Consider the following 22843-nt stretch of genomic DNA (forward strand, 5'->3'; position numbering starts at 1 on the left):
GTCAAGGCTGCCGCACTCGTGGCGCAGCACGGCACCGCCGGCGGGGTGAGACCGCCGGCCGGGGACAGCCGCTGACATACCGACCATTTGCGCGTAAGCGCTCACGCGCTCCGGACACTAACCCCGGCCCGCGCGCCCGCCCAGCGACGCGGCGTACGCGGGGCGGTCCGCTCCGCGTCCCCGCAGATCAGGCCGCTCCATCCGGCGGCCGGGCGATGAAACCTTCATCGGCCGGGCCCGCCGTACGGGATCGGACACACCGGACACCGGGCCGGGGATCCCGGTGGGACTCCCTAGACTGGGAGAGCCCGTACGTGGCCGTCGACCAGAACCCAAGGTGCTGAAATGTCTGTTGATCTCGGGATTCCCACCGTCAGGACCCAGCCGATCGCCCGGCGGCGGGTGTCGCGGCAGATCATGGTCGGCTCGGTCCCGGTCGGAGGGGACGCCCCGGTCTCGGTGCAGTCGATGACCACCACGCTCACCGCCGACGTCAACGCCACGCTCCAGCAGATCGCCGAGCTCACCGCGGCGGGCTGCCAGATCGTGCGCGTGGCCGTTCCGTCGCAGGACGACGCCGACGCGCTTCCGGTGATCGCCAGGAAGTCCCAGATCCCGGTGATCGCCGACATCCACTTCCAGCCCAAGTACGTCTTCGCCGCCATCGAGGCCGGCTGCGCCGCCGTCCGCGTCAACCCGGGCAACATCAAGAAGTTCGACGACAAGGTCGGCGAGATCGCCAGGGCGGCGTCCGACCACGGCGTGCCGATCCGCATCGGCGTCAACGCGGGCTCCCTGGACCCCCGCCTCCTCAAGAAGTACGGCAAGGCCACCCCCGAGGCGCTGGTCGAGTCGGCCCTGTGGGAGTGCTCCCTGTTCGAGGAGCACGGCTTCCGCGACATCAAGATCTCGGTGAAGCACAACGACCCGGTCGTCATGATCCAGGCGTACCGGCTGCTCGCCGAGAAGTGCGACTACCCCCTCCACCTCGGCGTCACCGAGGCCGGGCCGGCGTTCCAGGGCACGATCAAGTCGGCGGTGGCGTTCGGCGCGCTGCTCGCCGAGGGCATCGGCGACACGATCCGTGTCTCCCTCTCGGCGCCGCCGGTCGAGGAGATCAAGGTCGGCTGCCAGATCCTGGAGTCGCTGAACCTGCGCGAGCGCGGCCTGGAGATCGTCTCCTGCCCGTCCTGCGGCCGGGCCCAGGTGGACGTCTATACCCTGGCCGAGCAGGTCCACGCCGGCCTCGACGGACTTAAGGTCCCGCTGCGGGTGGCCGTGATGGGCTGCGTCGTCAACGGCCCCGGCGAGGCGCGCGAGGCCGACCTCGGCGTCGCGTCCGGCAACGGCAAGGGCCAGATCTTCGTGAAGGGCCAGGTCATCAAGACCGTGCCCGAGTCGCAGATCGTCGAGACCCTCATCGAGGAGGCGCTGCGCCTCGCCGAGGAGATGGGCGTGGACGTCGACCTCGGCGACGACGCTCCCGGCCCCGAGGTCGTCGTCGGCTGACCGTTACACTTCGCAACGTAACGATTACAGCCTGACAGACATCTCCGGATGCGCAGCGTGACCGATCGGTCACCCACGCCAAGCTTGCCTCTGCCGTCTGAGCAGAGGGAGCGTACGGGTGAGGCGATTCATCGGTGTGGTCGCGGGTGTCACGGTGCTCGTCACCGGCGTCACGGCGGTCAACGGGGCCGGCGGAGCGGGGCCGGCGAGCGCGTCGGCGCGTACGGGCTTCCCCGAGGCGATCACATGGGGGCCGTGCGAGGAGGCCGGGCCGCGAACGGGCGCGCTCGGCCAGGCGCTCGGCAGGATCGGTGACGCGGGCGCGCACGTCACCCGCCCCGTGGCCGGGCGGCGGCAGGCGCCCGCCGGCCAGGTCGAGTGCGGCACGCTCCGCGTCCCGCTCGACTACGCCGTGCCCCAGGGGCAGCAGATCTCGCTCGCGCTGAACCGGGTCAAGGGGACGGCTCCCCGCGACGGCAACCACCTCGGCGTGCTGCTCGTCAACCCGGGCGGGCCCGGCGCGTCCGGGCGCTCGCTGGCCAGGTTCGTCGCGACGTCGCTCCCGGCGGACGTCGCCGCGCGGTACGACGTGATCGGCTTCGACCCGCGCGGGGTGGGGGCCAGCGAGCCCGCGCTGAGCTGCGTGGACCCCGGGCGCTTCTTCGCGCCGCCGCGGCTGGACAACGTGCCGCGCGACGCGGGGGAGGAGCGGGCGCTGGTCGCCCGCGCCCGCGAGTACGCCGACGCGTGCGGCAACCGCTGGGCGTGGTTCCTGCCGCATCTCACCACCGAGAACTCGGCGCGCGACATGGACGCGATCCGGAGCGCCCTCGGCGAGGACAGGATCAGCTATCTCGGTTACTCGTACGGCACCTATCTGGGGGCCGTGTACGCGACGCTCTTCCCGCAGCGGGTCAGGCGGCTGGTGCTCGACAGCGTGGTCGATCCCGCGGGCGTGTGGTACGACGCGAACATCGCGCAGGACTACGCCTTCGACCGGCGTCACCGGGACTTCCTCGACTGGATCGCCCGGCACGACGACGTGTACCGCCTCGGGCGCACCCGGTCGGGGCTCGACTTCGCGTGGTACTCCATGCGCTCCCGGCTGCGCGAGCGTCCGGCGGGCGGCGTGGTCGGGCCGAGCGAGCTGGACGACCTCTACACCGTGGGAAGCTACTCGAGCGTCGTCTGGCCCCGCCTCGCCCAGGTGTTCGCCGACTACGTCAAGAAGGGCGACACTGCGGGGCTCGTCACCGCCTACAACGCGCTGGCCGCGAACGACGCGACCGAGGAGAACGGCTACGCCGTCTATCTGGGCGTCCAGTGCCGCGACGCCGCGTGGCCGCGCGACTGGTCCCGCTGGCACGCGGACACGACCCGGGTCGCCGCCCGCGCGCCGTTCCTCGCCTGGCCCAACGCCGTCTACAACGCGCCGTGCGCCTTCTGGTCCGAGCGCGGCGGCACACCCCGCCCCGTGGGGACGGCGAAGCTGCCGCCCATCCTGCTGTTCCAGGCGCGGCGCGACGCCGCCACTCCGGCAGCGGGCGCGTTGCGCGTCCGCGGCCTGTTCCCGACCGCGCGGCTGGTCACCGTGCCCGGCGGCGACCACGGCGTGGCGCTGGCCGGCAACTCCTGCGTGGACCAGTACCTCGCCGCGTACCTGCGCGACGCCACCGCGCCGCCGCGTACGTCCGCCCAGGGCGCCGACGTGGGCTGCTCCGGGCCGACCGAGCCGCGTCCCGTCACCCCGATGGCGGCGGGTGGGCCGAGCGTCCGCGAACGCCTGACCGAGCTGCTGCTGGGGCGCGCCGGTTGAGGAGTCCCCGAGGCGGGGCACCGGGGATGGCAGGGCGTGATTTGTCAGACACGACCTGACTTCCAAAATCGAGACGGTCGCGTAGGCTTGGCCCGTGATGCTGCGTACTTCGGCGTCGCGCGTCCTCGACGACAACGATCGCGAAGAGGTGCTGGCGCTCCTCGACTCCGATCCGGTCGCCAACGTCTTCGTCGCCTCCCGGGTCAGGTCCGTCGGCCTGAGCCCGACCCGCCTCGGGGGGCAGATGTGGGGGTACGGCCCGCGCGGCGGGCTGGTCTCCCTCTGTTACGCGGGGGCCAACCTGGTCCCGGTGAACGCCGGCCGCGAGGCCGTGCTCGCGTTCGCCGACCGTGCCCGTAAGCAGGGGCGGCGGTGCTCGTCGATCGTCGGCCCGGCCGTCGCCGTCGAGCAGCTCTGGGAGCGGCTGGAGCCGCACTGGGGCCCGGCCCGGGCGATCCGCCGGGCCCAGCCGGTGATGGCCACGACCTCCGCCCCCGCCGTCGAGCCCGACCCGCTCGTACGCAGGGTCAAGCCCGAGGAGTTCGGCATCCTGCTGCCCGCCTGCGTGGCGATGTTCACCGAGGAGGTGGGCGTCTCCCCGGACAACGGGGACGGCGGCGCGCTCTACCGGTCCCGCGTGGCCGAGCTGATCCGCATCGGCAGGTCGTTGGCCCGCATCGACGACGGCCGGGTGGTCTTCAAGGCCGAGATCGGCGCGGTCACCCCGCAGGTGTGCCAGATCCAGGGGGTGTGGGTCGATCCCGAGCTGCGGGGGCGCGGCCACGCCTCGGCCGGGATGGCCGCCGTCGTGGAGCAGGCGCTGAAATACTTCGCGCCGCTGGTCAGCCTGTACGTGAACGACTACAACCTGCCCGCGCGCGCGGCCTACCGGCGGGTCGGCTTCCGCGAGGTCGACACGTTCATGTCCGTGCTTTTCTGACCAGCCGGTCCATCAGGTGGTCGAGCTCGGCCGCCGGGTCGAGGGTCAGGCCCGCGTGGACCGGCCCGGTCTGCACGATCGTGCTGCGCGGGGCGGTCAGCCACCGGAACCTGCTGCCCGGGGCCTCGCCGTCGAGGGGCCCGGCGTCGTCGGTGCAGGCCGACTCGTAGGCGGCCAGCGCGTGCCGTACGCCGGGGAGGTCCACGGAGGAGCTGAGCGCGCGCAGCCGGGCCTCGTCCAGCTCGACCCGGGCGCACAGATAACCGCGCGGCTGGCAGTAGAGGATCACACCCGCGTTGATCAGCTCGCCCCGCTCGACGCTGGGGATCACCCGGATCACCGCGTACTCGTAGACGTCGCGGCTCATCGGCCCTCCTCCCGCGCGGCGCGCCAGAAGCGGCCGATCGAGCCCTGCCGTTCGCGTGCCGGAGGAGGCGCGGTCGCCGGACCTGGCAGCCAGTCGCGCGGCGCGGCCACGCGGGCCAGGAGGTGCTCGACGTATCCGTCGCGTACGGCCTGGGGACCGTCGAAGCCGGGCTCGTCCTCCAGCCATTCGTCGGGGACCAGCGCGGTCACCTTGTCGAGCAGGTCGCGGGTGACGCGCGGGGCAAGCTCGGCGTCGGCCGCGTCCATCTCGGTCGCGTACGGCGCGAGGACGTGGTCGTTGCCGTCGAAGGGGCGCCGGGGGTTGGCCGACCGCCAGTTGTGGTGGAACCAGAGCGCTGCCCCGTGGTCGATCAGCCACACGTCGTCGTGCCAGACGAGGAGGTTGGGGTTGCGCCAGCTCCGGTCCACGTTGTGGATCAGGGCGTCGAACCAGAGCAGCCGGGACGCGAAGTCCGGGTCGGGCCGCCAGCCGAGCGGGTCGAAGCCGAGCGCGCCCGGGAGGAAGTCGATCGCCAGGTTGCGGCCCGCGCTGGCGGTCAGCAGGTCCTGGATCTCCTCGTCGGGCTCGCGCGCCCCGAGCTGGGGGTCGAGATCGATGAGCTTCAGCTCGGGGGTGGCGAAGCCGAGGCCGCGGGCCAGCTCCGCGCAGATGATCTCCGCGACGAGGACGCGCCGCCCCTGCCCGGCTCCCCGGAATTTCACGACATAGGTGCCGAGATCGTCGGCCTCCACGACGCCGGGAAGCGAGCCGCCCTCCCTGAGGGGCGTCACATAGCGCGTCGCCGTGATCTGTTCCAGCACGCCGCCAAGGCTATCGGCCGTCCACGGCCCGCGCTGAACCAGCGCCGCGCGCTGCCGATGGAGCGGGCTCCGCTGCCGCCCCATCTCGAACGGGCGTGGGGGCTCCGCGAGAACCGGAGTGCGTACCACGGCCTTTATGTCGCGCTCGCGGAGACGCTGGACTGTCCTCTGGTGACGAGTGACGCCCGGATCGCGAAGGCGGGGGCGGCGCGCTGCGCGATCGAGGTCTTCGGATAGGCGCAGTCGTCCCGATTGGGGGGAAAGAGGGGCTCGTGATACGTATGGCGGATGTCGCGGCTCTCCCCACTCAGCCAGGAGGACCCACGGCGGATCGGCGACTACCTCCTTGAGGGACGCCTCGGCGCGGGCGGGCAGGGGGTGGTCTTCCTCGCCACCGGTCCCGGCGGCGCGCGCGTCGCGGTGAAACTGCTCCACGCCCGCCTGGCCGGGTGCGACCGGCGCAGGTTCGCCGGGGAGATCCAGGCCGTGCGGCGGGTCGCCCCTTTCTGCACCGCGCAGGTCCTGGACGCCGACCTCGCCGGTGACCGGCCCTACATCGTCAGCGAGTACGTCGACGGCGTCTCGTTGCAGGAACACGTCAGGACGTACGGCCCGAGAACGGACGGCGCGCTGGACCGGGTCGCGGTCGGGACCGCCACCGCGCTCGCCGCCATCCATCGCGCGGGCGTCGTCCACCGCGACTTCAAGCCGGGCAACGTCCTCATCGGCGCGGACGGGCCGCGCGTCATCGACTTCGGCATCTCGCGCCTGCTCGACGCCACCACCACGACCGGCGGCCCCGTCGGCACGCCCGCCTACCTCGCTCCCGAGCAGCTCAGGGGCGAGCCCGCCGGGCCGCCGGGCGACATGTTCAGCTGGGCGCTCACCGTGGCGTTCGCCGCGAGCGGGCGGCACGCCTTCGCCGCGGAGACCTACGCCGCCATCCTGGCCAGGATCCTGTACGGCACGCCGGACCTGGGGCCCCTCGCCGGCCCGCTCCGCGAGATCGTGGTCGCCTGCCTGGCGAGCGCGCCCGGCGACCGCCCGGGCGCGGAGGAGGTGCTCGGCCGCCTGCTCGGCGGAGGACAGGCGGCGGCCGCCCCCGGAGCCGTCCCGGTCACCTCGCCGGGTGCCGGTCCTGCCACGTTCCCTGCCGACGCCCCGGTCACCTCGCCGGGCGTCGGCCCCGCCGCCTCCCTTGCCCACTCCCCGGGTGCCTTCCCGGGGATCGCGATGCAGGCGACGTCGCCCGCGGCGGCTGCTCCGGCGGTGCCGAGCGTGGCTCACGTGACGTTGCCCGCGGCGGGCTCTGCGGCGGTCCCGGGCGGGGCTCCGGCGACGCGGAGGCGCCGGTGGCCGATGGCCGCGGCGGTCGTCGCCGTGGCCGCGCTCGCCGGTGGGGCGGTCCTGCTCATGACCCGCGACGACACCCAGGGGGACGGGGGAGGGGCCGCCGCGGCGGCGATCGACGGCATGTGGACCGGGGTGGCCCGCTATCCGGCGGCCGCCCGGACGTTCCCGGTGGAGATCTACCTGTCCGGGACGTCGCGGATGCGCTGGGGCGCCGACCTGCACTGCGAGGGGCGGTTGACCCGGCAGGGGGAGCGGGACGGCGACGTCATCCTGCGCCTGGACGGGGTGACCGGGAAGAGCTGCTATCCGGGGACCGTCGTCTTCACGCGCACCGGCGACCGCGCGACCGTCGACGTGATCAAGGACGGGACGGGCGAGGTCGCGTACAGCGGGAGCCTCGCCCGCGACCCCTGATCTCCGTAGCGCGCGGTCAGGACGTGTGGACCGCGAGGGCCGCGCGGGTGACGGCGTCCTCGACCACGTCGGCGGGCGCGTCGGTGGTCGTGACGACGGCGGCCTGCACGCAGCCGAGCACCGCCCAGGCGCGGACCCGCGTGGCGTCGTCCGGGTCGTCTCCGGCCAGCCGCCGGTACAGCTCGTCGCGGAAGGTGCGGATCGCCTCGCCGAGAGAGCCGGGAGGGGCGTCGTCGGCGCCGCCGATGTCCTCCATGAGCAGCCGGATCACCGTGCGGTGCCGTACGGCGAAGGAGACGAAGGCGCGGATGTAGGCCGGGCGATCGTCGCCGAAGTCCGTTCCGAGCAGCCGCAGCATGTCCTCGGCGGCGGGCGTGATGAGCTCGGCGGCCAGGCGGTCCTTCGGGTGGAAGTGGTACGCGACGGCCGTCTTGGTCAGGCCCACCGCGGACGCGATGTCGGCCAGCGACGTGGCCGCGTAGCCCCGCCGGGCGAACAGCTCCCGCGCGGCGGCCAGGATGCGGGACCGGGTGTCATTCCCGGAGTGGAATGTGGTCATCGTCTCATTTCTAGGTGAGCGCGGCATTCGATGTGATTCGCGTCTTACGCTCATCCTGTACGACCGTACAGGTCGGCTTTTCAGGGACATGGCGGGCGGGTTCCCAATGACTTCGTTTCTCGGACGTCTCGGCGGGTGGTGCGCCCGGCACGGGCGCATCGTGCTCGCGTTCTGGGTGCTCGCGGCGGGCCTGCTCACCGCGAGCACCGTCGTGTTCGGCAGCCCGGTCAGCAACAACGTCGCCATCCCCGGCACCGACGCGCAGCGGGCCCACGAGCTGATGCGCGAGGGGTTCGGCCCCGGCTACGACGTCGGCGGCACCGTCCAGCTCGTGCTGTACACGGCCGAGGGCACCCTCATGTCGAAGGACCGTGAGAAGGCGGTCGACGACACACTGGGCCGGATACGGAAGGTCCCGCACGTCGTCGAGGCGCAGACGCCGTACCGGATGGGCGGCATGGCGTCCAACCAGCGCATCGGCCTGATCACGGTGAAGCTGGCGGGGCAGAACAGCGCCAAGCTGGGCGAGACCGCGAGCGCGCTCGTCGCGGCGGCGGAGCCGGCGGCGAAGGCGGGTGTCGAGGTGGTGCCCGCGATGTCCGCCTCCCCGGCCGACAAGGAGATCAAGACCGGCGCCAGCGAGATCATCGGCGTGGCCGTCGCACTGCTGGTCCTGCTGTTCGCCTTCGGCACGCTGGTCGCCGCGCTGATCCCCGTCTTCACCGCACTGGTCAGCATCGGCGTCGGCCTCGGCGTGATCGGCCTGCTCGGCCATGTGATGGACGTCCCCAAGGTCGCCTCGATCATGGCCACGATGATCGGGCTCGGCGTCGGCATCGACTACGCGCTGTTCCTGCTCTCGCGGCACCGCAGGCTGCTGGCGGACGGCGTGCCGGTGCGTGAGTCGGTGCGGCGCACGGTGGCGAGCTCCGGCGGCGCGGTCGTCTTCGCGGGCGGCACGGTCGTCATCGCGCTGAGCGCCCTGACGCTGGCCGGGTTCCCGATGCTGCGCACGCTCGGCTGGGTCACCGGCATCTCCGTCGTGACCGCCGTGCTCACCTCGGTCACCCTGGTGCCCGCGCTGCTCGGCCTGCTCGGGCACCGCGTCAACGCGCTGCGGTTGCCGCTGGTGGGGCGGGTCGCGAGCCGGGGCGCCCATGGCACCGCGACCGGGTGGGCGGCGCTCGGCACGTGGGTGGCCGGCCGCCCGTGGCGGGTGCTGACCGCCACGGTGGTGGTGCTCGCCGCGCTGGCCGCCCCGGTGGCGGGGCTGAAGCTCGGCTCCCTCGACCAGGGCTACTCCGACCGGGGCACCGCCGAGCGTCGGGCGTACGAGCTGGTGTCGGTCGGGTTCGGGCCCGGCGCGAACGGGCCGCTCGTCGTCGTCGCCGAACTGGACCGCGAGATCGCCGACACCGATCCGGCCGACCCCCTCGTACGGGACCTGACCCGGCGGCTCCAGCGCACCGAGGGCGTCGCGCACGTGTCGCCGGCCAAGGTCAACGAGAACGGCCGGTCGGTGCTCGTGCAGGCGATCCCCGAGTACGCGCCGAGCGACCCGCGCGCCCTCGACGTCGTGTCCCGGGTGCGCGCGATCGAGATCCCGGGCATGAGCGTCCACGTCGGCGGCGAGGTCGCCGGGCTCGCGGACGCCGGCGACCGCATCATGGGCCGGACCCCGCTGGTGGTCGCGGTCGTCGTGCTGCTCAGCGCGCTGCTCCTGCTGCTCGCCTTCCGCGCCCCGCTCGTGGCGATCAAGGCGGCGCTGATGAACCTGGTCTCGCTCGGCACCGCGTTCGGGGCGCTGGCCGTGGTGTTCTCCATGGGCCTGGGCAGCCGCCTGGTCGGCATGGACCCGCCCTTCTCCCCGGACGGCACGTTCGTGCAGACGTTGTTCTTCTCGGTGCCGATCGACACGTACGTCCCGCTGATGCTGTTCGCGGTGCTCTTCGGGCTGTCGATGGACTACGAGGTGTTCCTGCTCACGTCCGTACGGCAGGCGTACGCGCGGACCGGGGACAACCGGGCCGCGGTGGCCGAGGGCCTGGGGGCGACCGGGCGGGTGATCACCTCCGCCGCGCTGATCATGGTGGCGGTGTTCACCGCGTTCGTCGCCTATCCCGACCCGCTGGTGAAGGTGTTCGGCGTCGGGCTCGCGGTGGCGATCGCCGTGGACGCGACGATCATCCGGGGTTTCCTGGTGCCCGCCACGATGGTGCTGCTGGGGCGGCTCAACTGGTGGATCCCGCGCTGGCTGGACCGCGTCCTGCCGAACACCTCGATCGAGGGCCACGAGGACGAGCCGGCGGAGGCGGCGCCGGACCGGGGCCTCACGACGGCCGGGCGTCACTGACTCCCGGCTCGCACGTCGCGCGGTACGGCACGTCGGGGACGAGCCGGGACCAGTCCCCTTCGGACGGGCCGCCGCCGGCGCGCAGGCAGAGGGCGCGGAAGGCGTCGTCCGGGTCGAGGTTCCGGGTCACGACGGTGCCGTCGGCGGCGACCGAGGACAACGTGCGGCCGTCCGGGCCGAACGCGACCGCGACCACGTCGTCGGTGTGGTCGGTGAACGGCAGGCCGATCGGGCGGTGGGTCGCGACGTCCCACAGCCGGACGGTGTCGTCCGCACCCGCCGTGGCGACCGTCCGGCCGTCCGGGGAGTAGGCGGCGGCGATCACCGGCTCAGTGTGTCCTTCCAGCGGCGGATCGGCCGGCCGTCCGGTTCCGGGGTCCCAGATCCAGGCGCGCGCGTCGACCGCCGGGCCCACCTGTCCCGCGCAGGAGCACTCGTTCTCGCCGCGGACGACCAGGCCGCCGCCGTCCGGGCTGAACGCGAGCGCCTCGCTGCTGTGCTCCCTGGCGAACGGCTTGCCCGGGGCGCCGGACGCGACGTCCCACAGCATGGTCCGGTCGGGAGCGCCGAGCGCGAGCGTCCGGCCGTCGGGGCTCCAGACGAGCGTGGTCACCAGGGACGCCTTCATGTCCCCGGACGGCCGGAGCCGCGCCGTGTCGTAGAGCCGGACCTTGCCCCGCGCGTCGGACAGGGCGAACGTCTTCCCGTCGGGGCTGAACGACAGGGCGAAGACCTCCTCCGGATGGTCGAAAGTGTTCTCCGGCAGCAGGATCCGGTCGCGTTCGCGTCCGGCCGCCACGTCGATCAGCGACACGACCGTGTTGGAGCGGACGGTCGCGAACGTCTTCCCGTCCGGCGAGAACGCCATCGCGGGGACCACGACGGCGGTGGCGTTGAGCGTGTCCCACCGGGCATCCCAGGGGCCCGCGACGTCCCGCCCGATCTGCTCGCCGGTCCGGCGGTTCCAGAAGCGCACCGCCTTCGCCGAGACCGTGGCGATCGTCGTGCCGTCCGGGCTGAACAGCGCGCCCAGCACGCGGCCACCCGGTGAGCCGTCGGCCGTGCGCAGCCGTACCGGGTGGGTGAACGCGCGCGCGTCGAGGGTCCGGACGGTGCCGTCGAACCCGCCGACCACGAGCCGGTCGCCGTCACCGGAGAACGCGACCGAGATGGGCCAGAATCCCGGATAGTCGAACCGGCCCAGCTCCCTCATCGTGACGGGGTCCCAGACCTGCACCGCCCAGCCGCTGGCCGTCGCCAGCACCGCGCCGTCGCGGCTGAACGCGGCGGTAGCGACCAGGTCCCGCTCGCCGGCGCCCTTCGGCGCATGGCCGGTACGCGGAGCGGCGGGCCGGCCCGGCGTCAGCGTGACGACGTCGAGACCCGCGGCGAGCGCGATCCGCGCGCCTCCGGGGGCGACGGCGATGTCCTCCGCGCTCAGCTCCCGGTCCGCCCGGCCGTTCTTCCCGGAGCCGAGACGCGCGATCCGCTCGGGCCCGTCGAGCCGGTAGAGATCGACGTGGCCGTCCTCCTGCTGCAGCGCGGCGTACTCGCCCGCCGGGTCGGTCCCGATCCGGTACGCCTCCGGCAGCCCGGGGACCGGGGTCAGATCCGGCAGCCGGAGCAGGCGCTCCCGGTCGCCGGTCGTGGTGACCAGGTGGCGAGGGGACGCCGTGAAGCGGGCGAAGTCTCCCGGCACCTCCCCGCGTGACTTCCCCGTGGCCGCGTCCGTCACCTTGTAGGTGCCCGCGGTGCTTCCCGTCAGGAGCAGCCGCCCGTCCGCGCTCAGCTCGCAGTCGGATCCACCCTCGGCCATCCCGGAGACCGTGCTCGTGCGCCGGCCGGACGCGACGTCCCAGAGTTCGAGCTCGCCGCCGGTCAGCACCGCCTCGGTCGTCCCGTCGGCGCTGTGGCAGGCGGCGTCGACCGACGGCGGGCCGAAGACGGCCAGCTCACGCTGGGCCAGCGAGCCGAGCACGGCCGACCGGGCCTCGGCGGTGGCGGAGACGCGCCAGGCGGCGAGGCTCAGCCGCATCGCGGCGACCGGGTCCGGCGCGCGCAGCTCCCGCACCTCGGCGGCCAGGCGGTCGGCCACGGCGACGTCCCTGCGCTCGTCCGCCCTGGCCCGCTCCGCCTGCGCGATGGCGCGCTGCGCCACGGCGGCCCTGCGCTGGGCATCGGCGTCGCGGCGCAGGACCTCCGCGAGGCCGCCGAGCGCGACCGCGACGGCGAGTAGCGTCGCCAGGGCCGCCACCGCCGTACGGCGGCGCCGGGTGCGCCGCCGGGCCAGGGACGCGCTGGCGTCGAGGAAGGCGCGTTCCCGCCGGTTGAGCGTGATGTGCCGGCGGGCGGTGGCCGCCCACTGCATGGCGGCGTCGAGCCCGGCGCCGCCGAGCAGGTCGGCGTCCTTGCGGCCGCCCGCCTCCCAGTCACGCGCCGCCAGACGGACGCGGTGGTGCGTCGGAAGCCCGGCCCGCTCGTCGGCGATCCAGTCGCGCAGCCGCGACCACGCCTGCGGCACGGCGGCGTTGGCCAGGCTCACCCGGCCGCCCGCGCGGGTCACCAGACCGGCGGAGACGAAGCGGTCCAGCACGGCGGCCGGGCCGGTCTCCTCGCCGTCCGCCGCCATGCCGCGGGTCGCGCCGTCGGCGTCGTCGTGGAACTCGGCCTCCTCGACGGCGTACAGCTCGTTCTCCGGGCCGATCATGCGGAGCAGCATCCGCGGCACGGCGGCCCGCTCGGCCTCCGGCAGGGACGAGTACACCTCCTCGGCCGTTTCGCCCAGCTCGGGGGCGGACGCGGCGAGCGTCTCGGGAGGCCGCACGGTCGCCGCCGTGTCGCTGCCCCGGGTGAGGAGCGACCCGCGCGGCGCGGCGGTACCGCCGAGAAGGCCGAGCAGGAGCTCGCGCGAGGTCGGCCGCGCGCCGGGGTCCTTGCTGAGCGCCCCGGACACGAGCGCGCGCAGCGGCTCGGGCAACGGGCTGAGGTCGGTGTCGGCGGTCAGGATCTGGTGCACGACCGCGGCGACGTTGTCCCGCTGGAACGGGGCCGAGCCGGTCGCGGCGAACACCATCACCGCGCCCCAGGCGAAGACGTCGGCGGCGGGCCCGGCCGTTCCCCCGGAGAACAGCTCGGGCGCCATGTAGGCGGGCGTGCCGACGAGCCCGCTGTCGGCGGTGAGCGAGCCCTCCAGGATGCGGGCGATGCCGAAGTCGATGACCCGCGGCCCGTCCGCGCCGAGCAGGACGTTGTCCGGCTTGAGGTCCCGGTGCACGACGCCCGCCTCGTGGACGGCGGCCACCGCCGTCGCCACGCCGGTGGCGAGCCGGTGCAGGTCGTCGCCCGCGTACGGCCCGGCCCGCTCCACCGCCGAGCGCAGGCTGGGGCCGTCCACGAACTCGCTCACGATGTACGGCCGGTCGCCGTCGAGATCGACGTGCAGGATCTTGGCGGTGCAGAACGACGACACCCGCCGGGCGGCCGCGACCTCCTTGGCCGGGGGACGGCGCAACCCGTCCGCGTGCAGGGCCTTCAGCGCCACACGCACGCCCTCCGCGTCGTACGCCTCGTAGACGACGCCCTGGCCGCCGCTGCCGAGGCGGCTCGCCAGCGCGTACTCCCCGACGCGCACGGGGTCACCGGGTAAGAGGGGGGTCGGACTCATGCGACGGCTCCCGGGCGATGAGGTGATCTAGGTGGTTATCGACCGGGGTGCGTGAGATGTCACAGAGTCCGGGGAGTCACATCCGGGAGCGTGCGGACGGCCGGTCGGCGAGGATGCGGGCGCGGACGCGGCGGCGGGCCCGCGTGACGGAGAGGGCGACCGCGGCGACCAGGACGGAGGCGATGATCGCCTGGGGGCTCACGTCCTGCGGGGCCGTCGTGAGGTGCTGCGCCGACGCCTTCGTCGCGGAGATCTTCTGCGCCCGCTCCACGCGCTCCTTGACCTTCTCGGGGTAGCCGTAGCCGACGACGGAGTTCTGGTCGCGGATCTTGATCTTGACCTGGCCGCCGTCGATGTTGCCCTCGATCGTCTGGATCCTGTTTCCGATGACCTTGGTCACGATGCCCACGTGGTCGATGCCGCTGATCGTCCCGGTGCCGTTCCAGTCGTAAAACACGAGGGCGCCGGGGACGGGTTTCCCGCCCCAGGCGCCCTGCTCCTTGAACCACCTGGCATGGCCGACGGTCCACGCGAACTGGCCGAACCAGTCGTCGTAGCCCAGTTGGCGCGCGCCCCAGGACAGGAACATGTCGCACCAGGGCTGGTCGGAGTAGTCGTCGTCGTGCTCGACGTTGTTGTACCACTGGCCGTACTTGGTGTGGCCGTTGCGCTGCACGCTGTAACCGACCTGCGAGCGCAGCAGGTCGAGCAGCTTCGTCATCTCTGGGCTCATACGGAAGGGGGCCTCTGTTCGTCGGGGGTCCTACGTGACGACGGAGGCTAGCCATCTCAAAAGGGATGTTCAACGCCAGATATGCACAAACCAAAGCTTCTTTACCTAAACATGGGCAAACTACCCCAAATGCTGAGATGGATGGAACGCGTTCTAGAATCACGGGCATGACGATGGATCTCGCCCCCGAACACGATGAGGAGACGCGGCTCTCGGCTCAGGCCGTGCTCGCGCAGCAGGTCAGAGAGCTGGTGGACGCGGTGGTGCTCACCGATGTGAGCGAGGACGAGATGACCGCCGTCACCGCCGAGCTGGTGGCGCTCACCGAGCGCCTCAAGGCGGCCCGCCGCGACCGTCCGCCGGTCCCCGAGCTCACCCGGGGCGGGTTCCGGCACCTCGGCAACGCCGTCACCGGCGCCTGCAACCCGCACGCCCTGCCGCTGGTGATCGAACGCGACGCCGAGGGCTCCCGCGCCGACCTGGAGTTCCGTCCCACGCACGAGGGGCCGCCCGACAGCGTGCACGGCGGCGTCAGCGCGATGATCCTCGATCACCTGCTCGGCGACGCCGCGGCGGCGGCGGGCCGGGCCGGCATGACCGGCACGCTGACCATCCGCTACCGGCAGCGTGTGCCGTACGGGCGGCTGGTCGTGGGCAGGGCCGCCGCGACCCGGACCGAGGGGCGCAAGACCTGGGTGGACGGCACGATCAGCCTCCCGGACGGCACCGTGCTGGTGGAGGCGACCGGCCTGTTCATCACGCCGGCCCCCTGGGTGAACGCCGTCGCCGAGTGAGACCGCCCGGCCGCGGGCTCAGTACCCGGCGCCGGTCAGCAGGCCGCCGTCGATCGTGAACTCGCTGCCCGTGCAGTAGCTCGCCCGGTCGGAGGCGAGGAAGGCCACGACGTGGGAGACCTCCACCGGCTGGGCGAAGCGCTTGATCACCATCGCCTTCACGAACTGCTCGCCGTCCACCTCGGCCATCAGCTCCGGGTTGGCGACCATGGACGTGTTGATCGCGCCGGGATGCACCGAGTTCACCCGGATCTTGAAGGGGGCCAGCTCCCGCGCCGCCGCCTTCGTGAGACCGCGTACGCCGAACTTCGAGGCGGAGTAGGCCGACAGCCCGGCGGCGCCGATGAAGCCCTCGATGGAGGAGATGTTCACGATCGAGCCCGCTCCGGCGGCCTTCATCGGCTCGATCGCCGACTTGACGCCGAGGAACGTGCCCTTGAGGTTCACGTCGAGCACCCGCTGGTACTCCTCCACGGTCATGTCGGCGATCCGGCGGAACATCAGGATGCCGGCGTTGTTGACCAGCACGTCGAGCCGTCCGTACGTCTCGACGGCGGTGGCCACCGCCCGGTCCCAGTCGGCGGGCTGGGTGACGTCGTGGTGGAGGTAGGTCGCGCCGGTCTCGTCGGCCAGCGCCTTGCCCTCCTCGTCGGTCACGTCGCCGAACACCACGCGGGCGCCCTCCTCGAGGAAGAGGCGGACGTGTGACGCGCCCATCCCGCGCGCTCCGCCGGTGATCAGCGCGACCTTGCCGTCGAGCATGCCCATGGCTTCCTCCCGCGTTCGCCCTGTGGCCGCGGCCTCATCCGCACAGTAGGCCGCTCCCGCCTTCCGCCGCTAACCTAGCGAACGCTTGGTAGGGCGACAAGATCCGCGCGGCCGTCGGCCTCCGGCGTGTCGGCGGGCGGCGTGCCGGGCTTCGGGCTGTCACCGCCCGGTGTCCCGTCGCCCGGTGTCTGTTGCGCGTCCGGCGTCTCGCCGTCCGGCGACTCCTCCGGGTCCGCGCACGGCGGCCCGGTGACGCGGGTCCGGCTCGTCCGGACGCCGCCGACGGCGGCGGGCTCCGTCCGGACCGTCACGCCGAGCACCGCGGTCGTGCCGCAGTCCACCGCGATCGGGCCGGGCGTGAGTTCCACAGAGTACGACGTGCGGCCCGACAGGGTGCGCGTGTCGCGCGCCACGGTCGCGCCGTCGCGGGTGAACTCGGCGATCACCTCGACCGGCCCGGTGCCGCCGGCCCCCTCCTCGGTGGCGACCTCGACGGTCGCGGCGGTCCCGTCCCACCGCGCGATCGCCACACTCCGTACGGCGGGCGGCGGGCACGCCGGGCCCTTCACCCGGACGGTCGCCGCAGCGGTGCCCCCGGGCGCCCTGGGCACGGTCGACGCCTCGACCCGGCGGTAGACGGCCGTGCCGCAGGCGGGATCGGCGAACGAGTGCTGGACGGAGGGGGAGTAGGAGGTCGCGCCCTCCAGGGGGATGGTCTGCGCGGTGACGGGACGCAACTCGTCCGGCGACGTGCCCTCGGAGAACCTGACGGCGAGGGTCACCGCGCCGCCGTTCGTCGTCCGCACCCTGATGGCGGCGGAGCGGCCGTCCCATCCGCCGACGCCGAGATCCGCGACCGACGGCGGCGCGGGGCGCGGCGTCGGGGACGGGTCCCGGTCGCCCGGCTCGCCGGTGGCTCCGCCGGTCGCCCCGCCCGCCGGTTTCCCGGCCGGGCTCGCGGACGCGTCGCCGCTTGAGGAGCCGTCGCGGGGCGGCTCGTCGGCCGGCCGGCCGGACGGTTCGCCGGTGTCGCCGGTGTCGCCGCTGTCGCCGGTCTCCGGCGGCGCGACCGGGGCGGACGCGGCCGGTGTCGAGGCGGCGGGCGGCAGGCTGCTGTCGTCGGCGACCGGCGCCTGCCGGTTCGCCGCCACCACGGCGGCCACCATGACCGCGGACAGCAGCGTCGCGCCGATCGCGAACCTGGGGGCGAAGTGGGCGAATCGGTCCGACAACACCGTCCGGGCCAGCGAGGTGCCCGCCTCGGACGGCTGGGCGGGCTGCGCGAGCGGGAACGTCAACGCGAGCAGGGTGGCCAGCTCCGCGAGGTGCCGCCGCCCGCGCTGCTCCCACTCCGGCCCGTACGCGGCGACGGCGGCGGCCTCCAGGTCGGCGACGAACGCGCGGGCGGTGGGCGGCCGGTCCGCCGGGTTCTTGGCCAGGCCCCGCCCGACCAGCCCGCGCACCGAGGCGGGCACGTCCGAGAGGGGGATGGGCGCGCTCCGGTGCTGGTGCCGCAGCCCCGCCGCGTGGTCCGCGCGGTACGGCCGGCGCCCCGTCAGGCACTCGAAGAACACGCAGGTCGCGGCGTAGACGTCGGTCGCCGGACCGGCCGGCGCGCCCTCCCACTGCTCCGGCGCCATGTACGGGGGCGTTCCCGCGGGCACGCCCGGGTCGCCGCTGGGCGCCGCGATGCCGAAGTCCGACAGCTTGCTGGCGCCGTCCGCCTGGACCAGGACGTTCTCCGGCTTGTAGTCCCGGTGGACGACCCCGCAGGAATGCGCGGCCGACAGGCCGGCCAGCGAGCCCTTCAGCACGACGAGCGCGGCCTCGGGGCTGGTCGTGCCGTGCTCGGTGAGGATGCGGCGCAGTGAGACGCCGTCGACCAGCTCCATGACGATGGCCGCGCCGGCCGACGTCTCGACGTACTCGTAGAGCCGGACGATGTTGGCGTCGTTGATCTCGACCATGAGGCGGGCCTCGCTCCGGAACCCGGAGAGGAAGCGCGGGTCGCCCCGGAGCTCGGGACGGAGGTATTTGACGGCGACGAGCGCGCCGGTCGCCTCGTAGGTCGCCAGCGCCACCCGCCCGGCGCCCCCGGCGCCGAGCTCGCGCACCTCCCGGTATCCCGGAACCGTCCAGGCATTCATCCTTCCGAACTTCTCACCGGAACGGACAATTGTCACCGATCGAGAAATGTCACCTCGGGGATGTAGTTGTAACCGTTGTCCCGTGCGTCGGTGACCGCCAAGTGCTCGGGCCGCGGCCGACGGCGAACGGCGGACACGGCCGCGTCCCCGCGGTGCCTGCGGTGGTCGGCGCGGAGGGGCGGCCGGTCACCGGATCCGGAAGCGGACGCGCCGGCCCGGGCGGGCCTGCGCGGCGCGGTCCACGTCGCGGGTGCGGACCACCGCGATCACGGGATAGCCGCCCGTCACGGGATGGTCGGCGAGGAAGAGCGTGGGCTGCCCCGACGGGGGCACCTGGAGCGCGCCCGGCACCATGCCCTCGCTGGGCAGCTCTCCCTCGCGGGCCCGTTCCAGGACGGGCCCGCGCAGCCGGATGCCGACCCGGTCGCTGTCGCTCGTCACCTCGTACGGCTCCGCGCACAGCACGCGCAGCGCCTCGGGCGTGAACCAGTCGTCGCGCGGGCCGGGCAGCACCTCCAGGACGAGATCGCCCTCGGCGGGCTCCGGCACCGGGGCGAGATCGACGACCGGGTACGCGCCCGGCGGCGGCCCGACCGGCAGCAGTCCGCCCGGGGCCGGGAGTGCGGGGCCCAGCCCGGCGAGCACGTCCGTGGCCCGGGACCCGAGCACCGGCGGCACGTCCACGCCGCCCCGCACGGACAGGTACGTCCGCACGCCCCGGACCGGGGTCCCGAGCCGGAGCGTCGCCCCGGACGGCAGGCGTTCGACCGAGTGGTGCCCGATGGATCGCCGGACGCCACCCGGGCCGGTCACGGTCACCGGACAGGCGGCGCCCGCCAGCGCGATCACCAGGTCCCCGTGCGCGCGCACGCACAACCCGCCGAACGTCACCTCCAGAGCAGCGGCCCCCTCGGGGTTGCCCACGAGCCGGTTGGCCAGCCGCAGCGCGCCCCGGTCGGCGGCCCCCGAACGCCCGACCCCGAGGTCGCCGCGTCCCGGCCGCCCGAGGTCCTGCACCGTGGCCAGCGGCCCGGTCGCCACCACCTCCAGCGCCCCGTACCCGCTCACGCCGCCTCCTCGCCTGGCGGCTCGGAAGCGCGTTCGCGGAACGCGCTGTGCCCATCGGTTCGCTCGCTTCGCTCGCTCACGCCACCTCCTCGCCTGGCGGCTCGGAAGCGCGTTCGCGGACCGCGCTGTGCTCATCGGTTCGCTCGCTCACGCCGCCTCCGTGAACAGCACCCGGACGCCCGGGCGCAGCAGGGCGGGCGGGTCGGCGTCCAGGTCCCACACCACCGTGTCCGTACGGCCGATGAGCCGCCACCCGCCGGGAGACTCGCGCGGGTAGACGGCGCTGTACCCGGCCGCCAGCGCCACCGACCCCGCGGGCACGCGCACCCGCGACTCGGCCCGCCGGGGAACGGTCAGCCGCGGGTCGCCGCCGGTCAGGTATCCGAAACCGGGAGCGAAGCCGCAGAACGCGACTGTCCAGGGGGTGGCCGTGTGTGCGGCCACGACCTCGCGTTCCGTCAGCCCGGTCAGCGCGGCGACGTCCGCCAGATCGGCCCCGTCGTAGACGACGGGGATCCGCACCTCGCCCGCATGGCCGCGCGCCCCCCGCGCGGGCCGTACGGAACGGAGCGCGGCCTCGACCGCCTGCGGCGTCGCGGGCGGCTCGAACCGGACCAGCAGCGTGCGCGCCGCCGGGACGATGTCCACCACCCCCTCAGGCGGGCGCCCCGCCAGGGCGTCGTAGAGCGCGACGACCTCGCCGAGGTCGTCCAGCTCGACAAGCAGGGCGTCGTCGCCGCAGCGGCGCAGGTGCATCGGGCCTCCTCGTCAGCTCCCGGCCCGGGTGAACGGCGCGAGGCCGACGCCCGCGGCCACGAGCGCCGCGCGCACCCCGCGCGCCATCGCCACCGCGTTCGGGCTGTCGCCGTGCACGCAGATCGACTCCCCGCGTACGACCAGGGGGTTCCCGGCGATGTCCGCGATGGGCTCGCCGCGCGCCATCCGCACGCAGCGCTCGGCCACCGCGCCGGGGTCGTGGACGAGGGCGCCCGGCCGGTCGCGCGGCACGAGCGTCCCCTCCGGTGTGTACGCCCGGTCGGCGAAGCACTCGGTCACGGGGGTCAGCCCGGCCCGCTCCGCGCGGCGCAGCCAGGCGGAGCCGGGCAGGCCGAGCACCGGCATCCCGGGCCGGAAGGCGCGCACGGCGGCCACGACGGCGGCGGCCTGCTCCTCGTGCCACACGATCGCGTTGTAGAGCGCGCCGTGCGGCTTGACGTAGCCGACCCGGCCGCCGGCCGCGCGGGCGAAGGCCTCAAGGGCGCCGATCTGGTACAGCACGTCGTCGGCCAGCTCGCCGGGCGGCATCTCGATGAAGCGCCGCCCGAAGCCGGCCAGGTCGCGATATCCGACCTGGGCGCCGATCGCGACGCCGCGCCCGACCGCGGTCTCGCACGTACGCCGCATGATCGAGGGGTCGCCGGCGTGGAAGCCGCAGGCGACGTTGGCGCTGGTGACGATCGTCAGCAGGGCGTCGTCGTCGCCGAGCGACCAGCGGCCGAAGCCCTCGCCGAGGTCGGAGTTGAGGTCGATGCGCGCGGTCGGTTCCGGCCCGGTCGGTTCGGGTGCTGTCGGTTCCGGTGCTGTCGGTTCTGGCACGGTCGGCTCCAGAGGGCGGTGATCCCGTTGAGGGAGTTCCCGCCGAGGCGGACGGTCGGCGCCCGGGCACCGGCCCGAGGCCGATGAGCGGGCGCGGGTAACGATATCCGTCCGGAGCGAGCCGGGCGGCGCGCGCTTACCGACACGGCGGGCGCGCGCTCGGGGACCGGAGGGAGGGCGTCCCCAACCGGAAGGCCACTCCGGCACCCTCCCAGCCGGAAGGCCACTCCGGCACCCTCCCAGCCGGAGGGCCGCTCCGGCCCGACCCCGGAGCCGCCCGCGTCACGGCCGTGTCCACCTCGGCGGGTCGTCGTCCGCGCAGGGGGTGACGTCGAGGATGCGGGTGGACTCCGACTCCTGGGCCAGGCGGCGCAGCACGTCGAACGCCTTGCCGTACAGGACCTCGCAGATCACCAGTGTCTCGACGGCGACGTCGCGGGGCCCGTCGAAGGGGATCTTGGTGATGTCGAGCTCGCGGACGAGGTCGTGCGCGGCCGTCGCGTACGGCAGCAGATCCTCCTGTGACGTGGGCATGCCGAGGCGCTTGAGCGTGACGACGGTCTGCGCGAGCTCGTCCCGTGTGGGCGCGGCCGGATGGACCCCCCAACCGAGGTCGGAGATCATGCGGTCCACCAGCTCTCTGGCCTCGCGCCAGTCCTCGTCGTCGGGGTGCGGCTCGACGGGCGTGGCGAGCGCGTAGTGCGCGGTGCCGAGCATGTCGTGGAAGCCGATCTGCTCGTCCTCCACCGCGGCGATGACCTGCCGGATCGCCGCGACCGGCAGCCGTCCCACCTCGAGCAGCGCCCTGATCAGCCGCAACCGGCGCAGGTGGGACCGGCCGTACTCCGCCCTCGTGGCCGATGTCTGGTCACCTTGGGGGAGCAGCCCCTCGCGCAGGTAGTACTTGATCGTGGGGATCGGGACCCCGGACTCGGCGCTGAGCTGGGAGATTCGCATGACTGGATAGTAGTGCTTGCCAACATCGCTGGATACTTTTACTATCCAATCATTAGGTAGTGCGACTATCCAAGAGGGGTGTCCCATGCGAATGAGCGCGCGTATGGAGGGCGACTTCGTCGTCTTCCTGATCGGTATGCGGATCAACAGGTTCCGGTCGCTGCGCAAGTGGCTGCCGGTCGCCCGGGCCATGGTGCCGATGATCAAGGAACTGCGGGCGGACCCCGCTCACGGCCTGCTCGGCTGCGAGAACTTCGTCAACGGGCGCACCACACTGATGGTGCAGTACTGGCGCAGCACCGATCACCTGATCGCGTACGCGAAGGACCGCGATCACAGCCACTGGCCGGCCTGGAAGCGCTTCTTCCGCGAGGCGTACAAGAGCGAGGCCGTGGGCGTCTGGCACGAGACCTACGTCGTCAGCGGGTACGAGACGGTGTACGTCAACATGCCGGCGTTCGGCCTGGGCCGGGCGGGCGAACTGGTGCCGACCAACAAGGCCGGCGACCACGCGGCGGCGCGGCTCGCCGCCCTCGGCTGACGGCTCGGCCTTCACGCGGCTCCCGAGACCTACCGGAAGATCATGAGCGTCGCCTGCTGAGAAGCCGGCGGGCCGCCGTCGCGCGGTCGTGAACGGGCAGTCAAGGATCTGTCGCCCCGAGATGTCATTGGGTTACGCTCCGTACAGATTCGGCGTACCCCCGGTGACCGGAGCACGGAGAAACAGCCATGGGCAGGCACAGGCGTGGCAGGAGTGGGCGCGGCGGGACGGGCCTCGAGACCGTGGCCGATCTCATCGAGACCCTGGAACGGTTCGATCCCGACCTGGAGATCCGGTTCGCCGTCCAGCCTCGGATGCCGATGAGCTACGTCCTCGGACCGGTCGCGGAGTACGACGACATCCTGTGGATCGGCGAGGCGGGGTCCGACGGCTACGTCCCCGACGACGCGGCCTTCCGGCTCGGCTGGCACGGCTGATCAGGC

Annotated in this window: 19 protein-coding genes; 8 read left to right on the forward strand and 11 right to left on the reverse strand. The window is 73.5% G+C overall.

Annotation, left to right across the window (positions count from 1 at the left end):
- The first annotated feature begins 345 nt into the window (after positions 1–345).
- The 3 genes from ispG to AWQ70_RS29695 all read left to right on the forward strand — a co-directional run bounded on the left by ispG (position 346) and on the right by AWQ70_RS29695 (position 4265).
- The gene (gene ispG, locus AWQ70_RS29685) at positions 346–1509 is read left to right on the forward strand and encodes a flavodoxin-dependent (E)-4-hydroxy-3-methylbut-2-enyl-diphosphate synthase (protein WP_067183238.1); all 1164 of its coding nucleotides are present in this window, start codon (positions 346–348) and stop codon (positions 1507–1509) included.
- 118 nt (positions 1510–1627) lie between these two features.
- A complete protein-coding gene (locus AWQ70_RS29690; RefSeq protein ID WP_067183241.1) occupies positions 1628–3325 on the forward strand; it encodes an alpha/beta hydrolase in 1698 nt (565 codons plus the stop codon).
- 97 nt (positions 3326–3422) lie between these two features.
- The gene (locus AWQ70_RS29695; RefSeq protein WP_067183243.1) at positions 3423–4265 is read left to right on the forward strand and encodes a GNAT family N-acetyltransferase; all 843 of its coding nucleotides are present in this window, start codon (positions 3423–3425) and stop codon (positions 4263–4265) included.
- Here the strand turns inward: AWQ70_RS29695 and AWQ70_RS29700 are convergent.
- Positions 4246–4632 (reverse strand): DUF3037 domain-containing protein, encoded by a 387-nt coding sequence (locus AWQ70_RS29700; protein ID WP_067183245.1) that lies wholly within the window; start codon positions 4630–4632, stop codon positions 4246–4248. The genes AWQ70_RS29695 and AWQ70_RS29700 overlap by 20 nt on opposite strands.
- Positions 4629–5453, reverse strand: a complete 825-nt coding sequence (locus tag AWQ70_RS29705; protein WP_067183248.1) for a HipA family kinase — start codon at positions 5451–5453, stop codon at positions 4629–4631. The genes AWQ70_RS29700 and AWQ70_RS29705 overlap by 4 nt, the downstream gene beginning before the upstream one ends.
- A gap of 288 nt (positions 5454–5741) precedes the next feature.
- Between AWQ70_RS29705 and AWQ70_RS40220 the strand changes: the two genes are divergently transcribed.
- Positions 5742–7220, forward strand: coding sequence for a serine/threonine-protein kinase (locus tag AWQ70_RS40220; RefSeq protein ID WP_067183255.1), 1479 nt, complete (start codon positions 5742–5744; stop codon positions 7218–7220).
- A 16-nt stretch (positions 7221–7236) separates the two neighbouring features.
- Here the strand turns inward: AWQ70_RS40220 and AWQ70_RS29720 are convergent, their stop codons facing one another.
- A complete protein-coding gene (locus tag AWQ70_RS29720) occupies positions 7237–7779 on the reverse strand; it encodes a TetR/AcrR family transcriptional regulator (protein WP_067183258.1) in 543 nt (180 codons plus the stop codon).
- 106 nt (positions 7780–7885) lie between these two features.
- Between AWQ70_RS29720 and AWQ70_RS29725 the strand changes: the two genes are divergently transcribed.
- On the forward strand, positions 7886–10132 hold the full coding sequence (locus AWQ70_RS29725) for an MMPL family transporter (RefSeq protein ID WP_067183261.1): 2247 nt from the start codon (positions 7886–7888) through the stop codon (positions 10130–10132).
- Here the strand turns inward: AWQ70_RS29725 and AWQ70_RS29730 are convergent.
- Positions 10110–13796: a protein kinase domain-containing protein gene (locus tag AWQ70_RS29730; protein WP_084517949.1), complete on the reverse strand. Its 3687-nt coding sequence runs from the start codon at positions 13794–13796 to the stop codon at positions 10110–10112. The two genes, AWQ70_RS29725 and AWQ70_RS29730, sit on opposite strands and share 23 nt — an antisense overlap.
- A gap of 76 nt (positions 13797–13872) precedes the next feature.
- Positions 13873–14517, reverse strand: coding sequence for a CHAP domain-containing protein (locus AWQ70_RS29735; protein WP_067183268.1), 645 nt, complete (start codon positions 14515–14517; stop codon positions 13873–13875).
- Positions 14518–14696: 179 nt separating this feature from the next.
- Between AWQ70_RS29735 and AWQ70_RS29740 the strand changes: the two genes are divergently transcribed.
- Positions 14697–15323: a PaaI family thioesterase gene (locus AWQ70_RS29740; protein WP_067183271.1), complete on the forward strand. Its 627-nt coding sequence runs from the start codon at positions 14697–14699 to the stop codon at positions 15321–15323.
- Between the two features lie 18 nt (positions 15324–15341).
- On the opposite strand, the gene AWQ70_RS29745 is transcribed toward AWQ70_RS29740, so the two are convergent.
- From AWQ70_RS29745 to AWQ70_RS29770, 6 genes are all read right to left on the reverse strand, one after another.
- Positions 15342–16091 (reverse strand): glucose 1-dehydrogenase, encoded by a 750-nt coding sequence (locus AWQ70_RS29745; RefSeq protein ID WP_067183274.1) that lies wholly within the window; start codon positions 16089–16091, stop codon positions 15342–15344.
- A gap of 74 nt (positions 16092–16165) precedes the next feature.
- Positions 16166–18238, reverse strand: coding sequence for a serine/threonine-protein kinase (locus tag AWQ70_RS40690; RefSeq protein ID WP_218004711.1), 2073 nt, complete (start codon positions 18236–18238; stop codon positions 16166–16168).
- Between the two features lie 186 nt (positions 18239–18424).
- Positions 18425–19306 (reverse strand): 5-oxoprolinase subunit C family protein, encoded by an 882-nt coding sequence (locus tag AWQ70_RS40695; protein ID WP_245647207.1) that lies wholly within the window; start codon positions 19304–19306, stop codon positions 18425–18427.
- Between the two features lie 147 nt (positions 19307–19453).
- On the reverse strand, positions 19454–20062 hold the full coding sequence (locus tag AWQ70_RS40700) for a 5-oxoprolinase subunit B family protein (protein WP_067183280.1): 609 nt from the start codon (positions 20060–20062) through the stop codon (positions 19454–19456).
- 12 nt (positions 20063–20074) lie between these two features.
- Entirely contained in the window at positions 20075–20836 is a 762-nt protein-coding gene (locus AWQ70_RS29765) for a LamB/YcsF family protein (RefSeq protein WP_067183404.1), read from the reverse strand.
- Between the two features lie 348 nt (positions 20837–21184).
- Positions 21185–21859: a MerR family transcriptional regulator gene (locus tag AWQ70_RS29770; RefSeq protein ID WP_067183284.1), complete on the reverse strand. Its 675-nt coding sequence runs from the start codon at positions 21857–21859 to the stop codon at positions 21185–21187.
- Positions 21860–21950: 91 nt separating this feature from the next.
- Here AWQ70_RS29770 and AWQ70_RS29775 point away from each other — a divergent pair, with 91 nt between their 5' ends.
- Positions 21951–22400: a DUF4188 domain-containing protein gene (locus tag AWQ70_RS29775; protein WP_218004712.1), complete on the forward strand. Its 450-nt coding sequence runs from the start codon at positions 21951–21953 to the stop codon at positions 22398–22400.
- 188 nt (positions 22401–22588) lie between these two features.
- Positions 22589–22837, forward strand: coding sequence for a hypothetical protein (locus AWQ70_RS29780; protein ID WP_157530585.1), 249 nt, complete (start codon positions 22589–22591; stop codon positions 22835–22837).
- The last annotated feature ends 6 nt before the right edge of the window (positions 22838–22843 follow it).

Source organism: Microtetraspora niveoalba (assembly GCF_001570405.1).
Taxonomy (GTDB): domain Bacteria; phylum Actinomycetota; class Actinomycetes; order Streptosporangiales; family Streptosporangiaceae; genus Microtetraspora; species Microtetraspora niveoalba.